Below are 19,556 nucleotides of genomic sequence, written 5' to 3'. Positions count from 1 at the left end.
TCTGGCTTCGATGAACTGAAGCACCTGCTGCCGAAACCTACATAACTCATTGTTTACCAAGGAGTTTTCCGTTTCGACTGCGCCGGAAGTGGGGCGAATTATAGACAGTTACAATTCGCCGTCAACCTTTAATTACGCTTTTGTTGCAGAAGGTGCTTTTTTAGCAATAAGACGTGGTATTCGGCGCATCACTGGCGGAATCCGCAAGACCAAAAGCAGCGCACCTATAGAAGCATAGACAACCCACTCCGTCAGATCGGCTCGCACGATCCACAACATATGCAGCAAGCCCAGCCCGAGAATCACGTAAACCAGACGATGCAATTTCTTCCATCTACTCCCCAGGCGCCGCTGGCTATAGCGATTTGAAGTCACCGCCAACACCAAAAGCGACAAGAAGCCCAACGCCCCCACAATAATGTAAGGCCGCTTACGCAGCTCAACCCCCAGCTGCGACCAATCGAGCCCGAGGACAAACACGCAATAAGCCGCCAAATGCAGCACTACATAAGCAAAGCACCACAACCCCAACTGCCGGCGCACAGCTATCCACCCTGCCCAACCGCTGAGTTTCTGCAGTGGCGTCATTCCAAGGGTAATCAGCAAAAGGATCAACGTCCCGAGACCAAGTCGATCCACCAGCACCTTGCCTGGATCAGGCCCGAGAACAGAGTTCCACGCCTCGTATAGCCAGAATAGCGGCCACACTGCCGCCGCGATAAAGACGCCCAGGCGCCAGATCGGATAGCGCATCAATAGTTCTTCCGCAAATCCAGGCCGCTATAAAGAGAGGCAACCTCATCCGAGTAGCCGTTGAACATCTGCGTCTCACGCACATTGGGACTGAACAGCCCACTCGGCAGGCGCCGCTCACGCGCCTGAGTCCAACGCGGATGATCAACCGTAGGGTTCACATTCGCGTAGAACCCATACTCATCCGCCGCAATACTCTGCCAGGTGGTTTTCGGCTGCTCACTGACCAGGCTGATGCGCACAATGGACTTCACGCTTTTGAAGCCGTACTTCCACGGCACCACCAAACGCAACGGAGCACCATTCTGGTTAGGCAACTCACGCCCGTACATGCCAACGGCGAGAAATGCCAAAGGGTTCATCGCCTCATCCAGGCGCAACCCTTCTATATAAGGCCAGTCGATCAGACCAAAGCTTGAACGCTGGCCCGGCATGCTCTTCGGATCCTGGAGCGTTTCAAACCGAATGTACTTGGCTTTGGAGGTCGGCTCGACTTGCTTGAGCAAAGCCGAGATAGGAAAGCCGATCCAGGGGATGACCATCGACCATGCCTCGACACAGCGCAAACGGTAGATCCGCTCCTCCAACTGATACGGTTTCATGAAGTCTTCCAGGGCATAACGCCCCGGCTTTGCAACCTCACCATCAATCACAACACTCCAAGGCTCGGTCTTGAGCGAACCGGCGTTCGTTGCCGGGTCACCTTTGCCGGTGCCAAACTCATAGAAGTTGTTGTAGTGGGTCGCATCCTTAAAGGGCGTTATCGCTTCGTCTTTTACCGTCACCGCCTGCCATTGGGTGCCTGGCAGTTTTTCGGCAAACCAATTCGGCGCCTTGCCCGGTTCAACATCGGCGTAACGCGACGCATCATCCGCACTGGCCCAACGCGGCAAGCTGCTGGCAGCAATACCGGCGAGCGCACCACCGAGCAAGCTGCGGCGAGAGAAATAAAGGGATTCAGGCGTGACATCCGATTCGTGGCAATCGGACGATTTAGGCAATTTGATTAACATGGCAACTCCGCAGCATTGGAGAACTGATGCACCAATAGACTGCGGAGTATGGGGGAAATTACATTAAGGCAATGTTTTGTCCCGACGCAGATGCAACAAGTACTGAACCGGGCCCGAAGCGGCATAGACCAGGAACGCCAGCAGCAGAATCCGCGGCGGATCACTGAAGACCACGGCGAACACCAGCACAACGGCCAGGATTGCCACAAAAGGCACGCGCCCCTTGAGGTCCAGCTCCTTGAAGCTGTTGTACTTGATATTGCTGACCATCAACATGCCGGCCGCCGCAACCATCAAGGCCACCAGGAACGACATCTTCGAACCCTGGATGCCGTAGTCACTGAACGCCCAGACGATCCCCGCCACCACACCCGCTGCAGCTGGGCTGGCCAGACCGATGAAGTAACGCTTGTCAGCGGTCCCCACCTGGGTATTGAAACGCGCCAGACGCAAAGCAGCCCCCGCGACATAGATAAAGGCGACCATCCAGCCGACCTTGCCCATATCACCCAGCGCCCAGGCGAACGCCAGCAATGCAGGCGCAACACCAAAGGCAACCATGTCCGACAGCGAGTCGTACTCGGCACCGAAGGCACTTTGGGTATTGGTCATGCGCGCCACACGCCCATCAAGACCGTCGAGCACCATGGCAACAAATATTGCGATGGCAGCAAAACCGAAGTATTTGCTGGCACTGACTGCATCACCCGCCGCCAGCGCACTTTGGGCGCTCATGGAGTTGATGATGGAATAGAACCCGGCAAACAGGTTCGCCGTGGTGAACAGGTTGGGCAGCAGATAGATGCCACGATGCCGGACCTTGCGGCCTTCCGCGTCATGCCCTTCTTCGACATGCTCATCGATCGGTAGCAGGCTTTCGGCGTCAGAAGCCTGGTTTGGCTCTTCGGGACGTTCGCTCATGGACTTTACCTTGCAACGGTGTGAAAAAAATTCGACTGATACTTGCGGCGAGTGTTCGCCCGCAAACGATGCAGCTTTATACCAGAACCTGCCCCCCAAACGAAAAAACGCGGCCTAAGCCGCGTTTTCCCTTGATGCGTACGACTTAGTTTTTGGCTTTGTCGACGATCTTGTTGGCACCGATCCACGGCATCATGGAGCGCAGTTGCTCGCCGATGACTTCGATACCGTGAGCGGCGTTGTTACGACGCTTGGCGGTCATCGAAGGGTAGCCGGTAGCGCCTTCGGTGATGAACATTTTGGCGTATTCGCCGTCCTGAATACGTTTCAGGGCGTTGCGCATAGCCTGACGGGACTCGGCGTTGATCACTTCCGGGCCAGTCACGTACTCGCCGTATTCGGCGTTGTTGGAGATCGAGTAGTTCATGTTGGCGATACCGCCTTCGTACATGAGGTCAACGATCAGCTTCAGTTCGTGCAGGCATTCGAAGTAGGCCATTTCTGGCGCGTAGCCAGCTTCAACCAGGGTTTCGAAGCCAGCTTTCACCAGCTCAACGGTACCGCCGCACAGAACGGCTTGTTCGCCGAACAGGTCGGTTTCAGTCTCGTCCTTGAAGGTGGTTTCGATGATGCCGGTACGACCGCCACCCACGCCAGCAGCGTAGGACAGCGCAACGTTCTTGGCGTTGCCCGAAGCGTCCTGGTAGATCGCGATCAGGTCAGGGATGCCGCCGCCTTTGACGAACTCGGAACGCACGGTGTGGCCCGGTGCTTTCGGCGCGATCATGATCACGTCGAGGTCAGCGCGCGGTACAACCTGGTTGTAGTGAATCGCGAAGCCGTGGGAGAAGGCCAGGGTGGCGCCTTTCTTGATGTTCGGCTCGATTTCGTTCTTGTACAGCGCGGACTGGAACTCGTCCGGGGTCAGGATCATGACCAGGTCGGCAGCAGCAACAGCGGAAGCAACGTCAGTCACTTTCAGGCCGTGGGCTTCAGCCTTGGCAACGGTGGCCGAGCCTTTACGCAGGCCAACGGTCACGTCAACGCCGGAGTCTTTCAGGTTGCACGCTTGAGCGTGACCCTGGGAGCCGTAGCCGATGATGGCGACTTTCTTGCCCTGGATGATCGACAGGTCACAATCTTTTTCGTAATAAACTTTCATGAGGTTCCTCTATATATCCAGGCCGTAAGGCCATTCACTAATTTGGGTTAGATGCTGAGTACTTTGTCGCCACGGGCAATCCCGGTGACACCACTGCGTACCGTTTCCAGAATCGAGGCCGTCCCGATCGACTGGATGAAGCTGTCCAGCTTGTCGCTTGTACCGGTCAATTGAACGGTATAAACGCTGGCGCTCACATCGACGATCTGCCCGCGATAAATATCGGTAGTGCGCTTGATCTCGGCACGTTGGGCACCCGTGGCCTTGACTTTAACCAGCATCAGCTCGCGCTCAATGTGGGCACTTTCCGACAGGTCGACCAGCTTGACCACTTCGATCAGCTTGTTGAGGTTCTTGGTGATCTGCTCGATCACCTCATCGTGGCCCACGGTGGTCAACGTCAGGCGCGACAGGGTCGGGTCTTCGGTCGGGGCCACGGTCAGGCTTTCGATGTTGTAGTTGCGTTGCGAAAACAGACCGACAACACGAGACAGAGCGCCGGGTTCGTTCTCCAGAAGCAGGGAGATAATATGCCGCATGATTAAGTACGCTCCGTCTTGTTCAGCCACATGTCGCGCATAGAGCCGTCTTTGATCTGCATCGGGTAGACGTGCTCACTGGTATCCACCTTGATATCGATGAACACCAGGCGGTCCTTCATGGCGAACGCCTCTTCCATCTTCGGCTTCAGATCTTTCAGATCGGTGATGCGAATGCCGACGTGGCCATAGGCTTCAACCAATTTGACGAAATCTGGCAGCGACTCCATGTAGGAGTGGGAGTGACGGCTGTTGTAGCTCATGTCCTGCCACTGGCGAACCATGCCCAGTACGCCGTTGTTCAGGCAGACGATCTTCACCGGAAGGCCGTACTGCAAGCAGGTCGACAGTTCCTGGATGTTCATCTGGATGCTGCCTTCACCAGTCACACATGCAACGTCAGTGTCCGGGAAGCTCAGCTTCACACCCATGGCCGCCGGGAAACCAAAGCCCATCGTGCCCAGGCCACCGGAGTTGATCCAGCGGTTTGGCTTGTCGAACTTGTAGTACTGCGCGGCGAACATCTGGTGCTGGCCCACGTCGGAGGTCACAAAGGCATCGCCCTTGGTCACTTCGCACAGGGTTTCGATCACGGTTTGTGGCTTGATGACGCTGCCGTCGCCCTTGTCGTAAGGGAACAGGCCGCGGTCACCGCGCCATTCGTCGATCTGCTTCCACCAGCTGGCAACGGATTCCTTGTTCGGCGTCTCGCCGATGTCCTTCAGTGCAGCGACCATTTCGGTCAGTACACTTTCCACAGGACCTACGATCGGCACGTCAGCCTTGATGGTCTTGGAGATGGACGCCGGGTCGATGTCGATGTGGATGATCTTGGCATTCGGGCAGAACTTGCTCGGGCCGTTGATCACGCGGTCATCGAACCGCGCACCTACTGCCAGGATCACGTCAGCGTGGTGCATGGTCAGGTTGGCGGTATAGCTGCCGTGCATGCCCAGCATGCCGACGAACTGACGGTCGGTGCCCGGGAATGCGCCAAGGCCCATCAGGGTGTTGGTGACAGGCAGGTTGAGCAACTTGGCCAGCTCGGTCAACGGTGCGGAACCGCCGCCCAGAATCACGCCACCGCCCGAGTACAGCACAGGGCGCTTGGCCGCCAGGAGCATTTCTGCAGCCTTGCGGATTTGCCCCGAGTGCCCACGAACGGCCGGGCTGTAGGAACGCAGCTTGGCTTTCTTCGGGAAAACGTATTCGAATTTTTCCGCTGGGTTGGTCATGTCCTTAGGGATATCGACCACCACTGGGCCCGGGCGACCGGACTGCGCGAGGTAGAACGCCTTTTTCATGACTTCCGGGATTTCCGAGGCATGCTTGATCATGAAGCTGTGTTTCACGATCGGCCGGGAGATACCGATCATGTCGGTTTCCTGGAATGCGTCGGTACCCACCATGGTGCTTGGCACCTGGCCGGAAATGATCACCATCGGGATGGAGTCCATATACGCAGTCGCGATGCCAGTAATGGCATTGGTTGCGCCTGGGCCGGACGTTACCAGTACCACACCGGCTTTACCGGTGGCACGGGCATAACCGTCAGCCATATGGGTCGCGGCCTGTTCGTGGCGAACCAGGATGTGATTGACAGCCGGTTCCTTGAACAGCGCGTCGTAGACATGCAGCAGAGCACCACCTGGGTACCCGTAGATATAGTCGACGCCTTCGTCACGCAAAAAGCGGACGAGCATCTCACCACCAGATAAAAGCTCCACGTTGTTCACCTCTAAAACGCCAGAATACCGTCCGTTGAAAACCGACGGGTCTTAATAGGTTTACTTCTCAACAGAGCATGAGCGACGGTGGTCGCCGACTACGTCAGCACTGACTGAGCAAGTATTGGGATCGTCCCAAGTGTTGCGGGCTTTTCCCACCCAGCGCGAGGTAACGCGTTGCGGGTGTAACAGGTCGGCGCGGATGTGCGCCTCATGATCTGCTGAGCGGGCCTGCTTCTGGCAGTCCCGATACAGCGGACTTTGGATTCTTCTGTTTCAGGCCGTTCAAGTCAAGCAATAATTGCGCTTTTTTCCAACTAAGCGCATGAGAACGTAGAAGAAAGGGCTTTGAGGAGGGATAAAACTCGCCTGAATGTCGTCAAGCGGTAGAAATGTGCGCAAGACTGCCGAAAAACCCGGCAGTCAGGCAATTAACGAGCGTCGACGATCAATTGGTCGAACTTTTTCAGCGCGTTACGCAAGCCAAGGCTCTCTCGCGGGCGGTCGGCATACACCATCTCGGCCATTTCGAGGATGCCCGACGCATTCGGCAACGGCAGGTCCTGTTCAAGGATCTGCTTCATGCGCGCCAGGAAGATCCATTGCAGCCACTGGTGAAAGTCCAGGGTATCGACCGAAAAGGGCTCGACACTGCTAAGGGCCTCAACGCTGGGGGACACATCGTCCCACCAGCCCTGCACGCGCAATTCGCGTTCAATCAGCAGCAACTGCTCGGCAATCGCAGGAAAACGCACATCCATCAGTAGGTAACCTTGCCTTTTTGCCGTGCCTGGGCGGCACCGGCAGCATCGCCTTGGGCGGCGCGTGCATCACCGATCAGTGCCCACAGGTTGGCTTGCAGGTCGGGACGACCGTTGGCCAGCGTCAGGCCGCGACGGGCGAACTGTTCGGCTTGCGGCGCATCGCCCTGGGCCATGCGCACCTGGGCCAGGCGATACAGCACTTGCGGCTCACGCGGAGCCACGCGCTGGGCGCGCTCCAAACTCGACGACGCACCATTGAGATCACCACCGGCCTGCTGTTGCTGGGCAGTGGTCAACAGGGCCAGGACCGGGCCGTCCAGTTGCTCGTCAGCCGACAGGCCGCCGGAATTGGACGACGACGGAATGCCGCTTGGCGTCGATGGCATGGTGTAGGTGCCCTGGTTGATCGGTGCCGTTTGAATCGGCGTGGCATCGATCGGACCGGACGTACTTGGCCCCGGCGTCCACGGCTCGGCGCTGATCGGCGCGGCGGTAGCAGCGCCAGCACCGGGCACCATCACCACCACGCCCGAATCCTGCGGCACCGCCTGGGGACGGGCTTGAGCGGGACGATTCGTCACGGTCTGGCGGAAGCCGCCATTGGCCGAGATACGGTCGCTGTTGGACACCGCAGTGCTCGAATCCACCACAGGGATGGAGCCGCGCTGCACGCTGGAGCAACCACCGAGCAAAGCCAGAGTTGTAATAGCTGGAAACAACCACTTGTTCACGTGAAACCCTCTTTGCTTAATTCATCCAGCCCTTGACCCAATCCATCACCGAATCCGCGTCAGCAGGGGCACTGCCACCGCACGCGGCGCCGGGTGGTGGCTCGCTGCCGCGAATATACGGCATCTGTACCGCGCCCGGACAGTTGGCATCAGAGCCCTGCCCCGTGTGCGGATCAATCCAGGCCTGCACGATGTTGTCCGGCTGCGGCATGTTCAGCGGCAGCGGGTCGGCCTTGCGCATGAAACTGGTCCAGACCTGCAGCGCACCGGTCGCCCCGGTGAACGGGGTCTTGCCGTTGTCATCACGGCCCATCCACACCACCGCCAGCACATCCTGGCCGAAACCGGCGAACCAGCTGTCGCGCGAGTCGTTACTGGTACCGGTCTTGCCCGCCAGCGTCAGGTTCGACGGCAGCACCTTATAGACCGAGGCACCGGTACCTTCACGCATCACGCGCTGCATGGCGTTCTGGATCAGGTAGATGGAGCCTGCATCGAAACGCTGCTGAATCTGGAACGGATAACGCTTGAGCGGCTCACCTTCGGCGGTCAGCACGCTACGAATCCCACGCATCGGGGTATTGAAACCACCGTTGGCCAGGGTCTGGTACATGGTCGCGACTTCCATCGGCGTCATCGCGCCGGCACCCAGCAAGATCGACGGGAAAGCCGGGAATTCACGGGTGATGCCCAGGCGAGCCAGGGTTTTCAACACATTCGGCACGCCCACTTCCAGCCCGAGGCGCGAGGTGGAGATGTTGTAGGAATGCGCCAGCCCCTGGTACAGGAACACCGTACCGTGGGAACGACGGTCGAAGTTCTGCGGCGTCCACACCTGACCATCGCCACCTTTGACCGACAGCGGGTCATCCGACAACCAACTGGTCAGGGTGTATTTGCTCGGTTTTTCCAACGCTGTCAGGTAGACCGCCGGCTTGACCAGCGAACCAATCGGCCGCACCGCGTCCAGTGCACGGTTGAAGCCGGCAAAACTGGCCTGGCGACTGCCCACCATCGCCTGGACCTCACCGGTCTCCGGGTTGGTCACGACCATGGCCGCTTCGACTTCATCCGCGCCTTTACGGCCGGTCATGCGCTTGAAGGTGTCGTTGACCGACGCTTCGGCTTTCATCTGCAGGATCGGATCGAAGCTGGTGAAGATCCGCAGGCCTTCTTCGGTCAAGTCTTCGTCGCGGTAGTCTTCGCGCAGTTGGCGCTTGACCAGGTCGATAAAGCCCGGGAATGAACTGTCGGCCAGCTTGCCGCGCGTGGTGACACCCAACGGCATCTTCTTCGCCGCCGCCACCTGTTCAGCGGTGGCAACGCCCTGCTGTTCCAGTACATCCAGCACCAGATTGCGGCGCTCCAGCGCACGCTCCGGGTTGCGCCGCGGGTTGTAGTAGGACGGGCCCTTGACCATGCCGACCAGCAACGCGACCTGATGCAACTTGAGTTCGGACAGCGGCTGGCCAAAGAAGAACTGACTGGCCAAGCCGAAACCGTGCACCGCGCGCTGGCCGTCCTGGCCGACGAAGACCTCATTGAGGTACGCCTCGAGGATCTCCTGCTTGCTGTAGTGCAGCTCCAGCAGCATCGCCATCATGGCTTCGGTGAGCTTGCGGGTCAGGCTGCGCTCGTTGGTCAGGTAGAAGTTCTTGACCAATTGTTGCGTCAGCGTACTGCCGCCCTGGGTCATCTTGCCGCCGGAGGTGTTCACCCAGACGGCACGGGCAATCGACTTCGGCGAGACACCCCAGTGGCTGTAGAAATCGCGGTCTTCCACGGCGACCAGGGTTTCGAGCAGGTAAGGCGGCACCTGATCGAGCTTGATCAGGATGCGATCTTCAAGGTTCTTCGGGTAAATGCCGCCGATCATCAGCGGTTCCAGGCGCACCACCGGCAGCTTCGAGCCGTTGAGGGACGCCAGTTCAGCCACGTAGTCGCCAGAGAAGCGCACGCGCACCGGCTGGGCTTTTTCCAGGCCTTCATAGAACTGGAAGCCACGGGTGTTCAAATCGACGGTATTGCCGCTGACCGCCGCCGCGCCCGGGCCGTTGCTCACGGGTTCGCGGCGATAGCCCAGCGCGTCGAGCTCGGTGAGGAAGTCATCCTTGCTCAGCTTCTGGCCGGTGAACAATTCCAGCGGGCGTGCATACACCTTGGCCGGAATGGTCCAGCGCTTGCCGGAGAACTTCTCCTGCACCACAGCGTCGAGGTACACCGCAAAGCCGGCAAGTACCACAAGGCCCACCAGACTGAGCTTGAGCGCCCAGCCCAGCCACGGGCGCAGGCCGCGGGAAGGAGGTTTTTTACGGGAACGGGGAGATCGGGTTCGAGTCATGGCGGCGGATTATACGCACTTTATTGATGATCAACATGAGCCGGACAGCGGTTTGCATGGCAGGCGCCAGCAGCCATAATGCCCGCCATGATTTCCCCCAGTCTTTGAAGGATCGCCCGTGAGCCAGTCCCTGATCGCAGCCCTGCAAAACCCGGCTTTGTACCCTCATCCGGTTGAAGCGTTCCAAGTTATCGAGACCCATATTTCCTGGGTCGTGCTCACCGGTCCTTACGCTTATAAATTGAAGAAGCCGATGAACTTCGGCTTCCTGGACTTCACGTCGCTGGAAGATCGCGGCCACTTCTGCCGCGAAGAGCTGCGTCTCAACGCGCGCCTGACCGAAGATTTGTATCTTGAAGTGTTGCCGATCACCGGCACTGCCGACGCCCCGCAACTGGGTGGCGAAGGCCCGGCCATCGAGTACGCGCTGAAAATGCGCCAGTTCCCGCAAAGCCAGTTGCTCAGCACCCTGCAAGCCAACGGCGAACTGACCGCCGCGCACATCGATGAGATGGCCAAGCAGATCGCGCATTTCCACCTCACGGCGCCAAAAGTCCCGCAAGACCACCCGGCCGGCACTCCGGATGAGCTGATGGCACCGGTTCGCCAGAACTTCGACCAGATCCGCCCGTTCCTCAGCGAAAAGGCAGATCTGACTCAACTGGACGCCCTGCAAGCCTGGGCCGAAAGCAGCTTCGAGCGCCTCAAGCCACTGTTTGCCCAGCGCAAGCTGGAAGGCTTCACCCGCGAATGCCACGGCGACATCCACTTGGGTAACGCCACCCTGATCGATGGCCAGGTCGTGATCTTCGACTGCATCGAATTCAACGAACCCTTCCGCTTCACCGACGTTTACGCCGACACCGGCTTCCTGGCGATGGACCTGGAAGACCGTGGCCTCAAATCCCTGGCGCGCCGTTTCATCAGCCAGTACCTGGAGCTGACGGGCGACTACCAAGGCCTGGAAGTGCTGAACTTCTATAAAGCCTACCGCGCCCTGGTACGCGCCAAGATCGCGCTGTTCAGCATGCCGGGCGACGCGACCCCAGTGCAGCGTGCCACCAGCCTGCGCCAGTACCGCAACTACGCCAACCTGGCGGAAAGCTACAGCACCATCCCGTCGCGCTTCCTGGCGATCACCCACGGTGTTTCTGCCGTGGGTAAAAGCCAGGTGTCCATGCGCCTGGTAGAAGCACTGGGTGCCGTGCGCCTGCGTTCGGATGTGGAGCGCAAGCGCCTGTTCGGCGAGCAGCAGGTGGAAAACACGCCACAGGCCGGCATTTATGCGGCCGACGCCAGCGCCGCGACTTACGCGCGCTTGAATGAACTCGCCGCGACCGTGCTGCGCGCCGGCTTCCCAGTCGTGCTGGACGCCACTTTCCTGAAGCGCACCCAACGCGAAGCCGCCGCCAAGGTTGCCGAAGCCACCGGCGCGCCCTTCCTGATCCTGGATTGCAACGCACCACGCGCCGTTATCGAGAGCTGGCTGGCACAGCGTCAGGCGGATAAAAACGACCCTTCCGACGCCACATTGGCCGTTATCGACGAACAGCAAGCCAATCGCGACCCACTGACCGCCGAGGAACTGCTCCTGAGCAAGCGCGTCGAGACCAATGAAAGCGGGACGCTGGACGCCTTGGTGGCGCACATCCGTCAGCACCTGCCGGGCCTGTAAGAAATAATTCTTGGCCGTGTCACCGACTTTGGGCGCACGGCCGAGCAATAGTGGCACTATAATGGCGTCATAAATCCAACAGGAGTCGTCGTCATGAGTCAGCCCAAGCTTCTTGATACCCCGCTCTATTCGCTCCTGCATAAAGACGATATCCGCGGCTTCAACCAGGAACGCCCGAAAGGCGGCACCATCGACATGCGCGGTGGCGATTTCCGCGGGCTGGATTTGCGTGATCTGGACGCTACCGGCGTGGACTTCACTGACGCCTATTTCCGCTCTGCCGACTTGCGCGGCCTGGACTTGCGCGACTGCTCATTGGAAGGCGCTAGCCTGGCGCACGCACAGATTTCGGGCACCTACTTCCCGCCTGAACTGACTGCCGATGAGATCCTCATGTCGGTCAATTTCGGTACGCGCCTGCGCTACCGCACCAAGTAATTTCTTGCATAAAAACCCCGGAGCGCACCCGTGCGCCGGGGTTTGCGCCTGCCCACCCCAAAAATCCCCGCATCATTCTTATAAGCTTTTAGGCCGCTTCCGGCCAAAGAACCACGCTTTTCCTACTGAGCGCTACACTCCTGTTCAGGCTTGCCTGGTCACGATACCCACCGAACCATTCGGCCGTCGCAAGGAGGCTTGATGAACGATGAGCTGCAACACCTGAAAAACCTCGGCAAGACGTCAGCACAGTGGCTGCATGCGGTGGGCATTCACAGTGCGTCCGACTTGCGCCGCCTGGGCGCGGTCGATGCTTACCGAGCCGTGCGGACTCGCGGGTTCCGCGCATCGAAAGTACTGCTGTATGCAATCGAAGGGGCATTGATGGATGTTCACTGGAACGATATTCCAGCCGAACGCAAGGAGGCGCTGAACCGTCAATTGGATGCTATCTCGGCACGCCAGAAAAATTAGAGCGCTAGGCAGGCCCAGCAATTTCGGGCATTCCGAACGGGCGTTTGAGAAAAGCCGAAGTGAGTGCAAAAACAAATGTTGACTCTCAAATGAGAATCGTTATGATTATCACAACTGGTCGCGAGATCAGCCGATAACTGGAAGACCATTGGTTCGGACTCTCAGATTATCTCCTCATCAGGCTAATCACGGTTATTTGACCCGGCTCTTGCCGGGTCTTTTTTTGCCCGTGAAAAAGCCGATCTCAGCGCGCAATAATCAGCGGGTGCCCGCGCTCTGGATGGGGCTGCACCAACACATCCAGGCCAAATACCGCCTTCAGCGGCTCCGGGCGCATCACCTGCGCTGGCGTATCCAGGGCATGGGGACGACCGCCCTCCAGCAACAGAATCCGATCGCAGTAGCGCGCCGCCAGGTTCAGGTCATGCAGGATCACCAACACGGCTGCACCGCGATCCGCAAAGGTGCGAATGGCCTGCAAGGTCGTGTGTTGATGCAAGGGGTCGAGCATCGACGTCGGCTCATCCAGCAACAATGTCTGCCCCGCCTCGCCCGGCCATAACTGCGCCAGCACCCGCGCCAGGTGCACGCGCTGACGCTCGCCGCCGGACAGGGCGAGATAGCTGCGCCCGCTCAAATGCCCGACATCCGCCGCCTGCAAGGCAGCTGCGATAATTTCGTCATCACGCACCCGCCCGCTCTGATGGGGCAAGCGGCCCATGCCGACGACTTCTTCAACGCGGAAAGCAAAATCCAGGGTCGAGGTTTGCGGCAACACCGCCAACCGTTGCGCACGCTGCGGGCCACTCCAGCCACTCAACGGCCGCTGATCCAACCACACACCGCCCTGATCCGGCGGCAACTCACCACACAACGCCCCAAGCAACGTGCTTTTGCCCGCACCATTGGGGCCCAGCACACCGAGCACTTCCCCCGGCAACAATTGCAGGGTGACATCCGCCAGCACGGTTTTGCGCCCGCGCCGGATCTGCAAGTCTTCCACACGCAGCATCAGGCACGCCCCCGCAACAACAGGTAAAGAAAAAATGGCGCGCCGATAAACGCTGTCACAATGCCGATGGGTAATTCCGCTGGCGCGAGGGCCAGGCGTGCCACCAGGTCGGCAAACAGCAGCAAGCTCGCCCCCGCCAGCACCGAAGCCGGCAGCAACACCCGATGATCCGGCCCCGCCAGCAGGCGCACCAGATGCGGCACCACCAAGCCGACAAACCCGATCATCCCCGCCGCCGCCACTGCCGCGCCCACACCCAGGGCCGTACAGAACACCAGTTCGCGCTTGAGCCGCTCAACGTCAATCCCGAGATGGCTGGCTTCCGACTCGCCCAGCAGCAGCGCATTCAAGGCCTTTGCCCGGCGCGGCAACCACAGCGCGACCCCGGCGCTCACCAGCAACAACGGCCACAGCCGCGAATAGCTGGCGCCATTGAGGCTGCCCAGGTTCCAGAAGGTCAGGGTGCGCAAGGTGGCGTCATCCGCCAGGTAGGTAAACAACCCCACGGCCGAACTGGCGAGCGCCGTCAGGGCGATACCGGCCAGCAGCATCGTCGCGACATTGGTCTGGCCGTTACGCCGCCCCAGTCGATACACCAGCGCGGTGACACCCAGCCCACCGAGAAACGCGCACAACGACAACAGGTACGGGCCGAACGCATCCGGCAAACCGCCAAAAAACGTTCCACCGACAATCGCAATGGCCGCCCCCAGTGCTGCGCCGCTGGACACGCCGACCAACCCCGGATCCGCCAGCGGGTTGCGAAACAAGCCCTGCATCGCCACCCCCGACAATGCCAGCACGCCGCCCACCGCCAGCCCCAGCAACGTGCGCGGCAAACGAATCTGCCCCAGGATCAGCTCCGCCTGCTCCAGCCCTTGGCCGTCGATGGGCACGCCCATCAGGCGCAATGCCGCCTTGAGCGTATCCAGCAACGGCAGGCTGACCGGGCCCAAGGCCAACGACAGCCAGATCGCCAGCACACATAACAGCGCCAGCCCGATAAACAGCGTCTTGGGTTTAACAGGAGTGGTCATGGAGCGGACTTGGCCTGGGACGGATAAAACCCGGCAGACAATTGCACCAGGCTTTGCGGCAGACGCGGCCCAAGCCCACCGACCAGCAGCGTTGGGTCCAACTCAAACACCCGCCCACTCTTGGCCGCAGGGGTTGCCGCCAGGATCGGGTTTTCCTTGAACAAGGCTGCCCGAGCCGCATTACCGCTCAGGGCGCGATCAGAAAACACCAGCACATCAGGGCTCAAGCCCGCCAGCGACTCCACGGAAAATGGCTTGTAGCCACTGTGGGTCGCCAGATTGCGCCCGCCCGCCTGTTGCAGCACCCAGTCTGCCGCCGTGTCTTTACCCGCGATCAGCGGCTTGCCACCTGCGTGACCGAGCAACAGCAACACACCCGGGGCTTTTTGCGTGGCTTGCGCCTTGGTCACCCAGCTTTTCTGCTGATCCAAGGCCTGCTCATAGCCTGTAAACAATTCGCTGGCCTTAGCCTCATCACCCAGCAGCTTGCCCAAGTGCTGGAGATTGCCTTGCAGCGTCGGCAAATCCGGTTGGGCCGAGAACATTTCCACCTGCACACCGGCGCTGCGGATCTGCGCCAGTACCGGCGGCGGGCCCATTTCCTCGGTGCCCACCAGGATCTGCGGACGCAGGCTCAGGATGCCCTCCGCCGATAGTTGCCGCTGATAACCAATGCTCGGCAAGGCCTTGAGTGACGCCGGGTGCTGGCTGGTGGTATCCACCCCCACGAGCTTCGACTCGCCGCCCAGCGCCGTCACCCACTCCGAAAGCGCCCCACCGGCACTGACCCAGCGTTGCGGCAGTTCAGAGGCTTGCGCCCCGTGGTTGACCAGCAGTCCGACAACAAGCGCAATAGCGCTGGTACTCAGGCGCATAACAGGGTTTCCTTCCAGAGGCGGGGCCTTACGAGCACTCAACGATGTGACAGATAATCCCTGCCGGGCATCGTACTGAGCGCCCAGTCAGCTAACGGGCGAAGCCGGCATTTGATAATTGTTTGCATTTGAACGTCAAGGCACTTAAGGATTGAAATGAAGTTTCTCTGCCCCTCCGACACCCTCGCGCCCGACAGCAGCCGCGGTTTTGAAATCGATGGTTGCAAATTGTTGGCGGTGCGCCGTGACGGCGTTGCCTACTTCTATATCAATCGCTGCCCGCATCGCGGCATCCCGCTGGAATGGCAGGCCGACCAGTTCCTCGACACCAGCGCCAGCCTGATCCAGTGCGCCACCCACGGCGCCTTGTTCCTGATCGAAAGCGGCGAGTGCATCTCCGGCCCGTGCGCCGGCCAAAGCCTCACCGCCCTGCCCGGCCGTGAAGACGCGCAGGGCCTGTGGGTGGAACTCTAGTCGAACAGCACCTCAAGGCGCCGATCCACGCAGACTTCCTCAGGCGTCACCCGCACGCCGTACGCCAACACCTCGACACCGGCGGCCTTGGCTTCACGCAATGCAGCGGCGTAAGCAGGATCGATCTCCACGGCCGGGCGCACCGCCTCGATTCCCGACAGGTTGACGCAATACAACTGCACCGCCCGCACACCGTCACGGGCCAGGTGCGCCAGCTCGCGCAAGTGCTTGGCCCCGCGCTGCGTCACCGCATCGGGGAACGCGGCAATCGCGCTGCCATCGAAGCCCAGGGTGACGCTTTTGACTTCGACGTACGCCGCACCATCGGGATAATCCAGGCGAAAGTCGATGCGACTGTTCTCCTGGCCGTAAGGCACTTCACGCTTCAAGGCGGTAAAGCCGTTGAGCTCGCTGATCACCCCGGCGTGCAACGCTTCCTCGATCAGTTGATTGGCGCGCGCGGTATTCACGCAGGCCAAGCGCCCTTGGGGGGTCTCGGCGATTTCCCAGGTGCCGGGCAGCTTGCGCTTGGGATCATTGGAGCGACTGAACCAGACCTGCCCACCTTCCACCATGCAATTGAGCATCGAGCCGGTATTGGGGCAGTGAATGGTGAGCAACTCGCCGGTAACGGTTTCGATATCGGTGAGAAAACGCTTGTAACGGCGAATCAGCCGACCTTCTTCGAGGGGAGGATTAAAGCGCATCAGCCTTGCCAGCTCCGCAAGCCACGGGCGATGCGGTCCACCGCTTCCTGTAGGCGATCAAGGTTTTGCGTGTAGGCAAAGCGCACATGGTGGCCGGCTTGATAGCGACCGAAATCCAGCCCGGGCGTAAACGCTACATGTTCGGTTTCGAGGAAGTGCCGGCAGAACGCGAAGGCATCGCCGCCAAACGCGCTGATATCGGCATACAAATAGAATGCCCCCTCTGGTTCGACGGCAATGCCGAACCCCAACTCACGCAAAGCTGGCAGCAGGAAGTCTCGACGGCGGCCGAACTCCGCGCGGCGCTCTTCCAGGATGCTCAGGGTTTGCTCGGTAAAACAGGCGAGCGCCGCATGCTGGGCCATGCTCGGTGCGCTGATGTAGAGGTTCTGCGCGAGTTTCTCCAACTCACCAACCGCTTCTGGCGGTGCCACCAGCCAACCCAGGCGCCAGCCGGTCATGCCGAAATACTTCGAAAAACTATTCAGGACGAAGGCATCGTCGTCCACTTCCAGCACACTCGCAGCATCGGTGCCGTAGGTGAGGCCGTGGTAAATCTCGTCCACCACCAGATGGCCATTGCGCGCCTTGATGGCGCTCGACAACCCGGCCAATTCGTCCCGAGTGAGGATCGTCCCCGTCGGGTTGGCCGGCGAGGCGACCAGTGCGCCGACACTGTCCGCGTCCCAGTGTTTGGCCACCAGGTCAGCGGTCAATTGATAGCGCACTTCCGGGCCAACAGGCACCAGTTGCGCCGCGCCTTCCACCAGGCGCAGGAAGTGCCGGTTGCACGGGTAACCGGGGTCCGCCAGCAGCCAGTGCTTGCCTGGGTCTACCAGCAAGCTGCTGGCCAACAGCAAGGCGCCGGAGCCGCCGGGAGTGATCAGGATGCGCTCCGGGTCCACGGTCAAACCGTAGCGTTGCTGGTAGAAACCGCTGATGGCTTCGCGCAGCTCCGGCAGGCCACGGGCGGCGGTATAGCGGGTCTTGCCGTTGGCCAGTGCCGCCTGGCCGGCCTGGATAATCGGCTCGGCGGTGGTGAAATCCGGCTCGCCGATTTCCAGGTGAATCACATCGTGCCCGGCGGCCTGTAGTTCATTGGCCCGCGCCAGCAACGCCATGACATGAAAAGGTTCGATGGCGCGACTGCGCGCACTGTAGGGCTGAGCCATTAGCCTTCCTTAACGGGTAAGAACAAAGCGTCGATTCTACCCAACCCCACGCGTAACGCCCGTTCTATTGCCATACGCGCCGCGCCGAGCGGTTCGGGCAAGCGCCGCCAGAACGACTAAAATCAACATTCGAGGCTGCAGTCTCCCCTCTTGCAGCCGTTCGCAACCCGTACAGGGCGGGGCCTCGACAACCGGGAGTGGCGCACCCCGAATCTATCTGGTAAGTTCGCCCGCTTGCAGCCGCAGGGCCGGCAGGTGTCGGTGATGTTGCAATCCTGCGCAATGGATTAGAAGAGTGAGAGGCGGTCCATTCATGCCCACCCAAGCAAAGCAACAGAACATCAGCGGTTTCCAACCCTACGTAGAATCGAAGGGTGAGGAATACATGGGCAAGCCCATGCGCGAACACTTCTCCAAAATCCTGAAGCAGTGGAAGCAGGACTTGATGCAGGAAGTCGACCGCACGGTTGACCATATGAAGGACGAAGCCGCCAACTTCCCGGACCCGGCAGACCGTGCCAGCCAGGAAGAGGAGTTCGCCCTTGAACTGCGCGCCCGTGATCGCGAGCGCAAGCTGATCAAGAAAATCGACAAGACCCTGCAACTGATCGAAGACGAAGAATACGGCTGGTGCGAATCCTGCGGCGTCGAAATCGGTATCCGTCGCCTGGAAGCCCGCCCAACCGCGGACCTCTGCGTAGACTGCAAGACCTTGGCTGAAATCAAGGAAAAACAGGTCGGCAAGTAATCCTTCCGAGCTGAACGAATGGGGCGTGCAAACGCCCCATTTTTGTTTCTGGCGTTTAGCGAATTTCCAGTAGTATCCGGCCCATGACAGCCTCTACCTATATCGGGCGTTTCGCCCCCACGCCCAGCGGCCATTTGCACTTTGGCTCCCTGGTCGCCGCCCTCGCCTCCTACCTCGATGCCCGCGCCAACAACGGCCGCTGGCTGATGCGCATGGAAGACCTCGACCCACCCCGTGAAGAGCCCGGCGCCCAGGCGGCGATTCTGCACGCCCTGGAAAGCTACGGCTTTGAGTGGGACGGCGAATTGGTCCGACAAAGCGAGCGGCACGACGCCTACGCCAAAGTGCTGAACGACATGTTCAACCACGGCCTGGCCTACGCCTGTACCTGCTCGCGCAAGCAGTTGGAGCCCTACAACGGCATTTACCCGGGCCTGTGCCGCAACGCCGGCCACAATCAGCAGGATGCCGCTATCCGTTTGCGTGTTCCCGAGTTGGAGTACCACTTTACCGACCGCGTACAAGGCGAATTCCGACAGCACCTGGGCCGCGATGTCGGCGACTTCATCATCCGTCGCCGCGATGGCCTCTACGCCTATCAACTGGCCGTGGTCCTCGACGATGCCTGGCAAGGTGTCACCGATATCGTGCGCGGTGCCGACCTGCTGGACTCCACGCCGCGCCAGCTGTACCTGCAAGAACTGCTGGGCCTGCGCCAGCCGCGCTACCTGCACGTCCCGTTGATCGTCCAGCCGGACGGCAACAAGCTCGGCAAGTCCTACCGCTCGCCACCGTTGATGCCCGACCAGGCCACGCCGCTGCTGCTAAGGGCCTTGCGCGCCCTCGGCCAGCAACCTGGCGCCGAGTTGCTGCACGCCAGCCCGCGGGAACTGCTGGATTGGGGCATCCAGCACTGGGATGCCACACGGATCCCACGCACACTCACGCTGGCCGAAGCGCAATTGAGCTGAAGGCGCTTGCAGCTTGCCAAGC

General features: G+C 60.2%; 20 protein-coding genes. 6 read left to right on the top strand and 14 right to left on the bottom strand.

The genetic code is table 11. The features are described from left to right. Positions 1 to 132: 132 nt before the first annotated feature. The 9 genes from msrQ to mrcB all read right to left on the bottom strand — a co-directional run bounded on the left by msrQ (position 133) and on the right by mrcB (position 9,951). Positions 133 to 753: a protein-methionine-sulfoxide reductase heme-binding subunit MsrQ gene (msrQ, locus tag J1G37_RS23370; protein WP_207045609.1), complete on the bottom strand. Its 621-nt coding sequence runs from the start codon at positions 751 to 753 to the stop codon at positions 133 to 135. Beyond that, positions 753 to 1,766 carry a protein-methionine-sulfoxide reductase catalytic subunit MsrP gene (gene msrP, locus J1G37_RS23365; protein WP_207045607.1) on the bottom strand — a complete coding sequence of 338 codons (1,014 nt, stop codon included), beginning with the start codon at positions 1,764 to 1,766 and terminating at the stop codon, positions 753 to 755. Before msrP ends, msrQ begins: the two co-directional genes overlap by 1 nt. Before the next feature lie 63 nt (positions 1,767 to 1,829). Next, positions 1,830 to 2,687 carry a CDP-diacylglycerol--serine O-phosphatidyltransferase gene (gene pssA, locus J1G37_RS23360; RefSeq protein WP_124527730.1) on the bottom strand — a complete coding sequence of 286 codons (858 nt, stop codon included), beginning with the start codon at positions 2,685 to 2,687 and terminating at the stop codon, positions 1,830 to 1,832. Positions 2,688 to 2,832: 145 nt separating this feature from the next. Next, a complete protein-coding gene (gene ilvC, locus J1G37_RS23355; RefSeq protein WP_099584822.1) occupies positions 2,833 to 3,849 on the bottom strand; it encodes a ketol-acid reductoisomerase in 1,017 nt (338 codons plus the stop codon). A gap of 47 nt (positions 3,850 to 3,896) precedes the next feature. Then, positions 3,897 to 4,388, bottom strand: coding sequence for an acetolactate synthase small subunit (gene ilvN, locus J1G37_RS23350; RefSeq protein WP_003176102.1), 492 nt, complete (start codon positions 4,386 to 4,388; stop codon positions 3,897 to 3,899). Positions 4,389 to 4,390: 2 nt separating this feature from the next. Further along, a complete protein-coding gene (locus J1G37_RS23345) occupies positions 4,391 to 6,115 on the bottom strand; it encodes an acetolactate synthase 3 large subunit (RefSeq protein ID WP_207045604.1) in 1,725 nt (574 codons plus the stop codon). A gap of 431 nt (positions 6,116 to 6,546) precedes the next feature. Beyond that, positions 6,547 to 6,876 carry a YqcC family protein gene (locus tag J1G37_RS23340; RefSeq protein WP_207045602.1) on the bottom strand — a complete coding sequence of 110 codons (330 nt, stop codon included), beginning with the start codon at positions 6,874 to 6,876 and terminating at the stop codon, positions 6,547 to 6,549. Beyond that, positions 6,876 to 7,610: a hypothetical protein gene (locus J1G37_RS23335; protein ID WP_207045600.1), complete on the bottom strand. Its 735-nt coding sequence runs from the start codon at positions 7,608 to 7,610 to the stop codon at positions 6,876 to 6,878. The genes J1G37_RS23340 and J1G37_RS23335 overlap by 1 nt, the downstream gene beginning before the upstream one ends. Before the next feature lie 16 nt (positions 7,611 to 7,626). After that, a complete protein-coding gene (mrcB, locus tag J1G37_RS23330) occupies positions 7,627 to 9,951 on the bottom strand; it encodes a penicillin-binding protein 1B (protein WP_026136436.1) in 2,325 nt (774 codons plus the stop codon). Between the two features lie 118 nt (positions 9,952 to 10,069). Between mrcB and J1G37_RS23325 the strand changes: the two genes are divergently transcribed. The 3 genes from J1G37_RS23325 to J1G37_RS23315 all read left to right on the top strand — a co-directional run bounded on the left by J1G37_RS23325 (position 10,070) and on the right by J1G37_RS23315 (position 12,538). Next, on the top strand, positions 10,070 to 11,626 hold the full coding sequence (locus J1G37_RS23325) for a bifunctional aminoglycoside phosphotransferase/ATP-binding protein (protein ID WP_207045598.1): 1,557 nt from the start codon (positions 10,070 to 10,072) through the stop codon (positions 11,624 to 11,626). Positions 11,627 to 11,719: 93 nt separating this feature from the next. After that, on the top strand, positions 11,720 to 12,064 hold the full coding sequence (locus J1G37_RS23320) for a pentapeptide repeat-containing protein (RefSeq protein ID WP_207045596.1): 345 nt from the start codon (positions 11,720 to 11,722) through the stop codon (positions 12,062 to 12,064). A gap of 201 nt (positions 12,065 to 12,265) precedes the next feature. Beyond that, positions 12,266 to 12,538, top strand: coding sequence for a TfoX/Sxy family protein (locus tag J1G37_RS23315; RefSeq protein ID WP_010562703.1), 273 nt, complete (start codon positions 12,266 to 12,268; stop codon positions 12,536 to 12,538). A gap of 244 nt (positions 12,539 to 12,782) precedes the next feature. Here the strand turns inward: J1G37_RS23315 and J1G37_RS23310 are convergent, their stop codons facing one another. The 3 genes from J1G37_RS23310 to J1G37_RS23300 are packed head-to-tail and all read right to left on the bottom strand — an operon-like array spanning position 12,783 to position 15,462. Next, positions 12,783 to 13,550: a heme ABC transporter ATP-binding protein gene (locus tag J1G37_RS23310; protein ID WP_207045594.1), complete on the bottom strand. Its 768-nt coding sequence runs from the start codon at positions 13,548 to 13,550 to the stop codon at positions 12,783 to 12,785. Then, the gene (locus J1G37_RS23305) at positions 13,550 to 14,533 is read right to left on the bottom strand and encodes an iron ABC transporter permease (RefSeq protein WP_207045613.1); all 984 of its coding nucleotides are present in this window, start codon (positions 14,531 to 14,533) and stop codon (positions 13,550 to 13,552) included. Before J1G37_RS23305 ends, J1G37_RS23310 begins: the two co-directional genes overlap by 1 nt. Before the next feature lie 50 nt (positions 14,534 to 14,583). Continuing rightward, complete coding sequence (locus J1G37_RS23300) at positions 14,584 to 15,462, bottom strand: ABC transporter substrate-binding protein (protein WP_207045592.1); 879 nt, start codon at positions 15,460 to 15,462, stop codon at positions 14,584 to 14,586. A 156-nt stretch (positions 15,463 to 15,618) separates the two neighbouring features. Between J1G37_RS23300 and J1G37_RS23295 the strand changes: the two genes are divergently transcribed. Beyond that, on the top strand, positions 15,619 to 15,936 hold the full coding sequence (locus J1G37_RS23295) for a Rieske 2Fe-2S domain-containing protein (RefSeq protein ID WP_207045590.1): 318 nt from the start codon (positions 15,619 to 15,621) through the stop codon (positions 15,934 to 15,936). Here the strand turns inward: J1G37_RS23295 and sfsA are convergent. Continuing rightward, the gene (gene sfsA / locus J1G37_RS23290; RefSeq protein WP_207045588.1) at positions 15,933 to 16,643 is read right to left on the bottom strand and encodes a DNA/RNA nuclease SfsA; all 711 of its coding nucleotides are present in this window, start codon (positions 16,641 to 16,643) and stop codon (positions 15,933 to 15,935) included. The two genes, J1G37_RS23295 and sfsA, sit on opposite strands and share 4 nt — an antisense overlap. Then, positions 16,643 to 17,815, bottom strand: coding sequence for a pyridoxal phosphate-dependent aminotransferase (locus J1G37_RS23285; RefSeq protein WP_207045586.1), 1,173 nt, complete (start codon positions 17,813 to 17,815; stop codon positions 16,643 to 16,645). The genes sfsA and J1G37_RS23285 overlap by 1 nt, the downstream gene beginning before the upstream one ends. A 313-nt stretch (positions 17,816 to 18,128) precedes the next feature. Here J1G37_RS23285 and dksA point away from each other — a divergent pair, with 313 nt between their 5' ends. Beyond that, a complete protein-coding gene (dksA, locus tag J1G37_RS23280; RefSeq protein WP_017734143.1) occupies positions 18,129 to 18,563 on the top strand; it encodes an RNA polymerase-binding protein DksA in 435 nt (144 codons plus the stop codon). An 83-nt stretch (positions 18,564 to 18,646) separates the two neighbouring features. Further along, on the top strand, positions 18,647 to 19,534 hold the full coding sequence (gene gluQRS / locus J1G37_RS23275; protein ID WP_207045584.1) for a tRNA glutamyl-Q(34) synthetase GluQRS: 888 nt from the start codon (positions 18,647 to 18,649) through the stop codon (positions 19,532 to 19,534). Positions 19,535 to 19,556 lie beyond the last annotated feature (22 nt).

The organism is Pseudomonas sp. Marseille-Q1929, assembly GCF_017316265.1.
In the GTDB taxonomy this organism is placed as follows: domain Bacteria; phylum Pseudomonadota; class Gammaproteobacteria; order Pseudomonadales; family Pseudomonadaceae; genus Aquipseudomonas.
The sequence above is the reverse complement of the archived record's forward strand: the minus strand, read 5'-3'. Positions and strand labels throughout refer to the sequence as shown.

Excerpts from the sequence above, each read along its gene's own strand:
- J1G37_RS23315 (WP_010562703.1), top strand. The coding sequence starts at position 12,266 with ATGAACGATGAGCTGCAACACCTGAAAAACCTCGGCAAGACGTCAGCA.
- J1G37_RS23285 (WP_207045586.1), bottom strand. The coding sequence starts at position 17,815 with ATGGCTCAGCCCTACAGTGCGCGCAGTCGCGCCATCGAACCTTTTCAT.
- J1G37_RS23340 (WP_207045602.1), bottom strand. The coding sequence starts at position 6,876 with ATGGATGTGCGTTTTCCTGCGATTGCCGAGCAGTTGCTGCTGATTGAA.
- J1G37_RS23310 (WP_207045594.1), bottom strand. The coding sequence starts at position 13,550 with ATGCTGCGTGTGGAAGACTTGCAGATCCGGCGCGGGCGCAAAACCGTG.
- dksA (WP_017734143.1), top strand. The coding sequence starts at position 18,129 with ATGCCCACCCAAGCAAAGCAACAGAACATCAGCGGTTTCCAACCCTAC.
- pssA (WP_124527730.1), bottom strand. The coding sequence starts at position 2,687 with ATGAGCGAACGTCCCGAAGAGCCAAACCAGGCTTCTGACGCCGAAAGC.
- mrcB (WP_026136436.1), bottom strand. The coding sequence starts at position 9,951 with ATGACTCGAACCCGATCTCCCCGTTCCCGTAAAAAACCTCCTTCCCGC.
- msrQ (WP_207045609.1), bottom strand. The coding sequence starts at position 753 with ATGCGCTATCCGATCTGGCGCCTGGGCGTCTTTATCGCGGCGGCAGTG.
- msrP (WP_207045607.1), bottom strand. The coding sequence starts at position 1,766 with ATGTTAATCAAATTGCCTAAATCGTCCGATTGCCACGAATCGGATGTC.
- ilvC (WP_099584822.1), bottom strand. The coding sequence starts at position 3,849 with ATGAAAGTTTATTACGAAAAAGATTGTGACCTGTCGATCATCCAGGGC.
- J1G37_RS23295 (WP_207045590.1), top strand. The coding sequence starts at position 15,619 with ATGAAGTTTCTCTGCCCCTCCGACACCCTCGCGCCCGACAGCAGCCGC.
- ilvN (WP_003176102.1), bottom strand. The coding sequence starts at position 4,388 with ATGCGGCATATTATCTCCCTGCTTCTGGAGAACGAACCCGGCGCTCTG.
- J1G37_RS23320 (WP_207045596.1), top strand. The coding sequence starts at position 11,720 with ATGAGTCAGCCCAAGCTTCTTGATACCCCGCTCTATTCGCTCCTGCAT.
- gluQRS (WP_207045584.1), top strand. The coding sequence starts at position 18,647 with ATGACAGCCTCTACCTATATCGGGCGTTTCGCCCCCACGCCCAGCGGC.
- J1G37_RS23300 (WP_207045592.1), bottom strand. The coding sequence starts at position 15,462 with ATGCGCCTGAGTACCAGCGCTATTGCGCTTGTTGTCGGACTGCTGGTC.
- sfsA (WP_207045588.1), bottom strand. The coding sequence starts at position 16,643 with ATGCGCTTTAATCCTCCCCTCGAAGAAGGTCGGCTGATTCGCCGTTAC.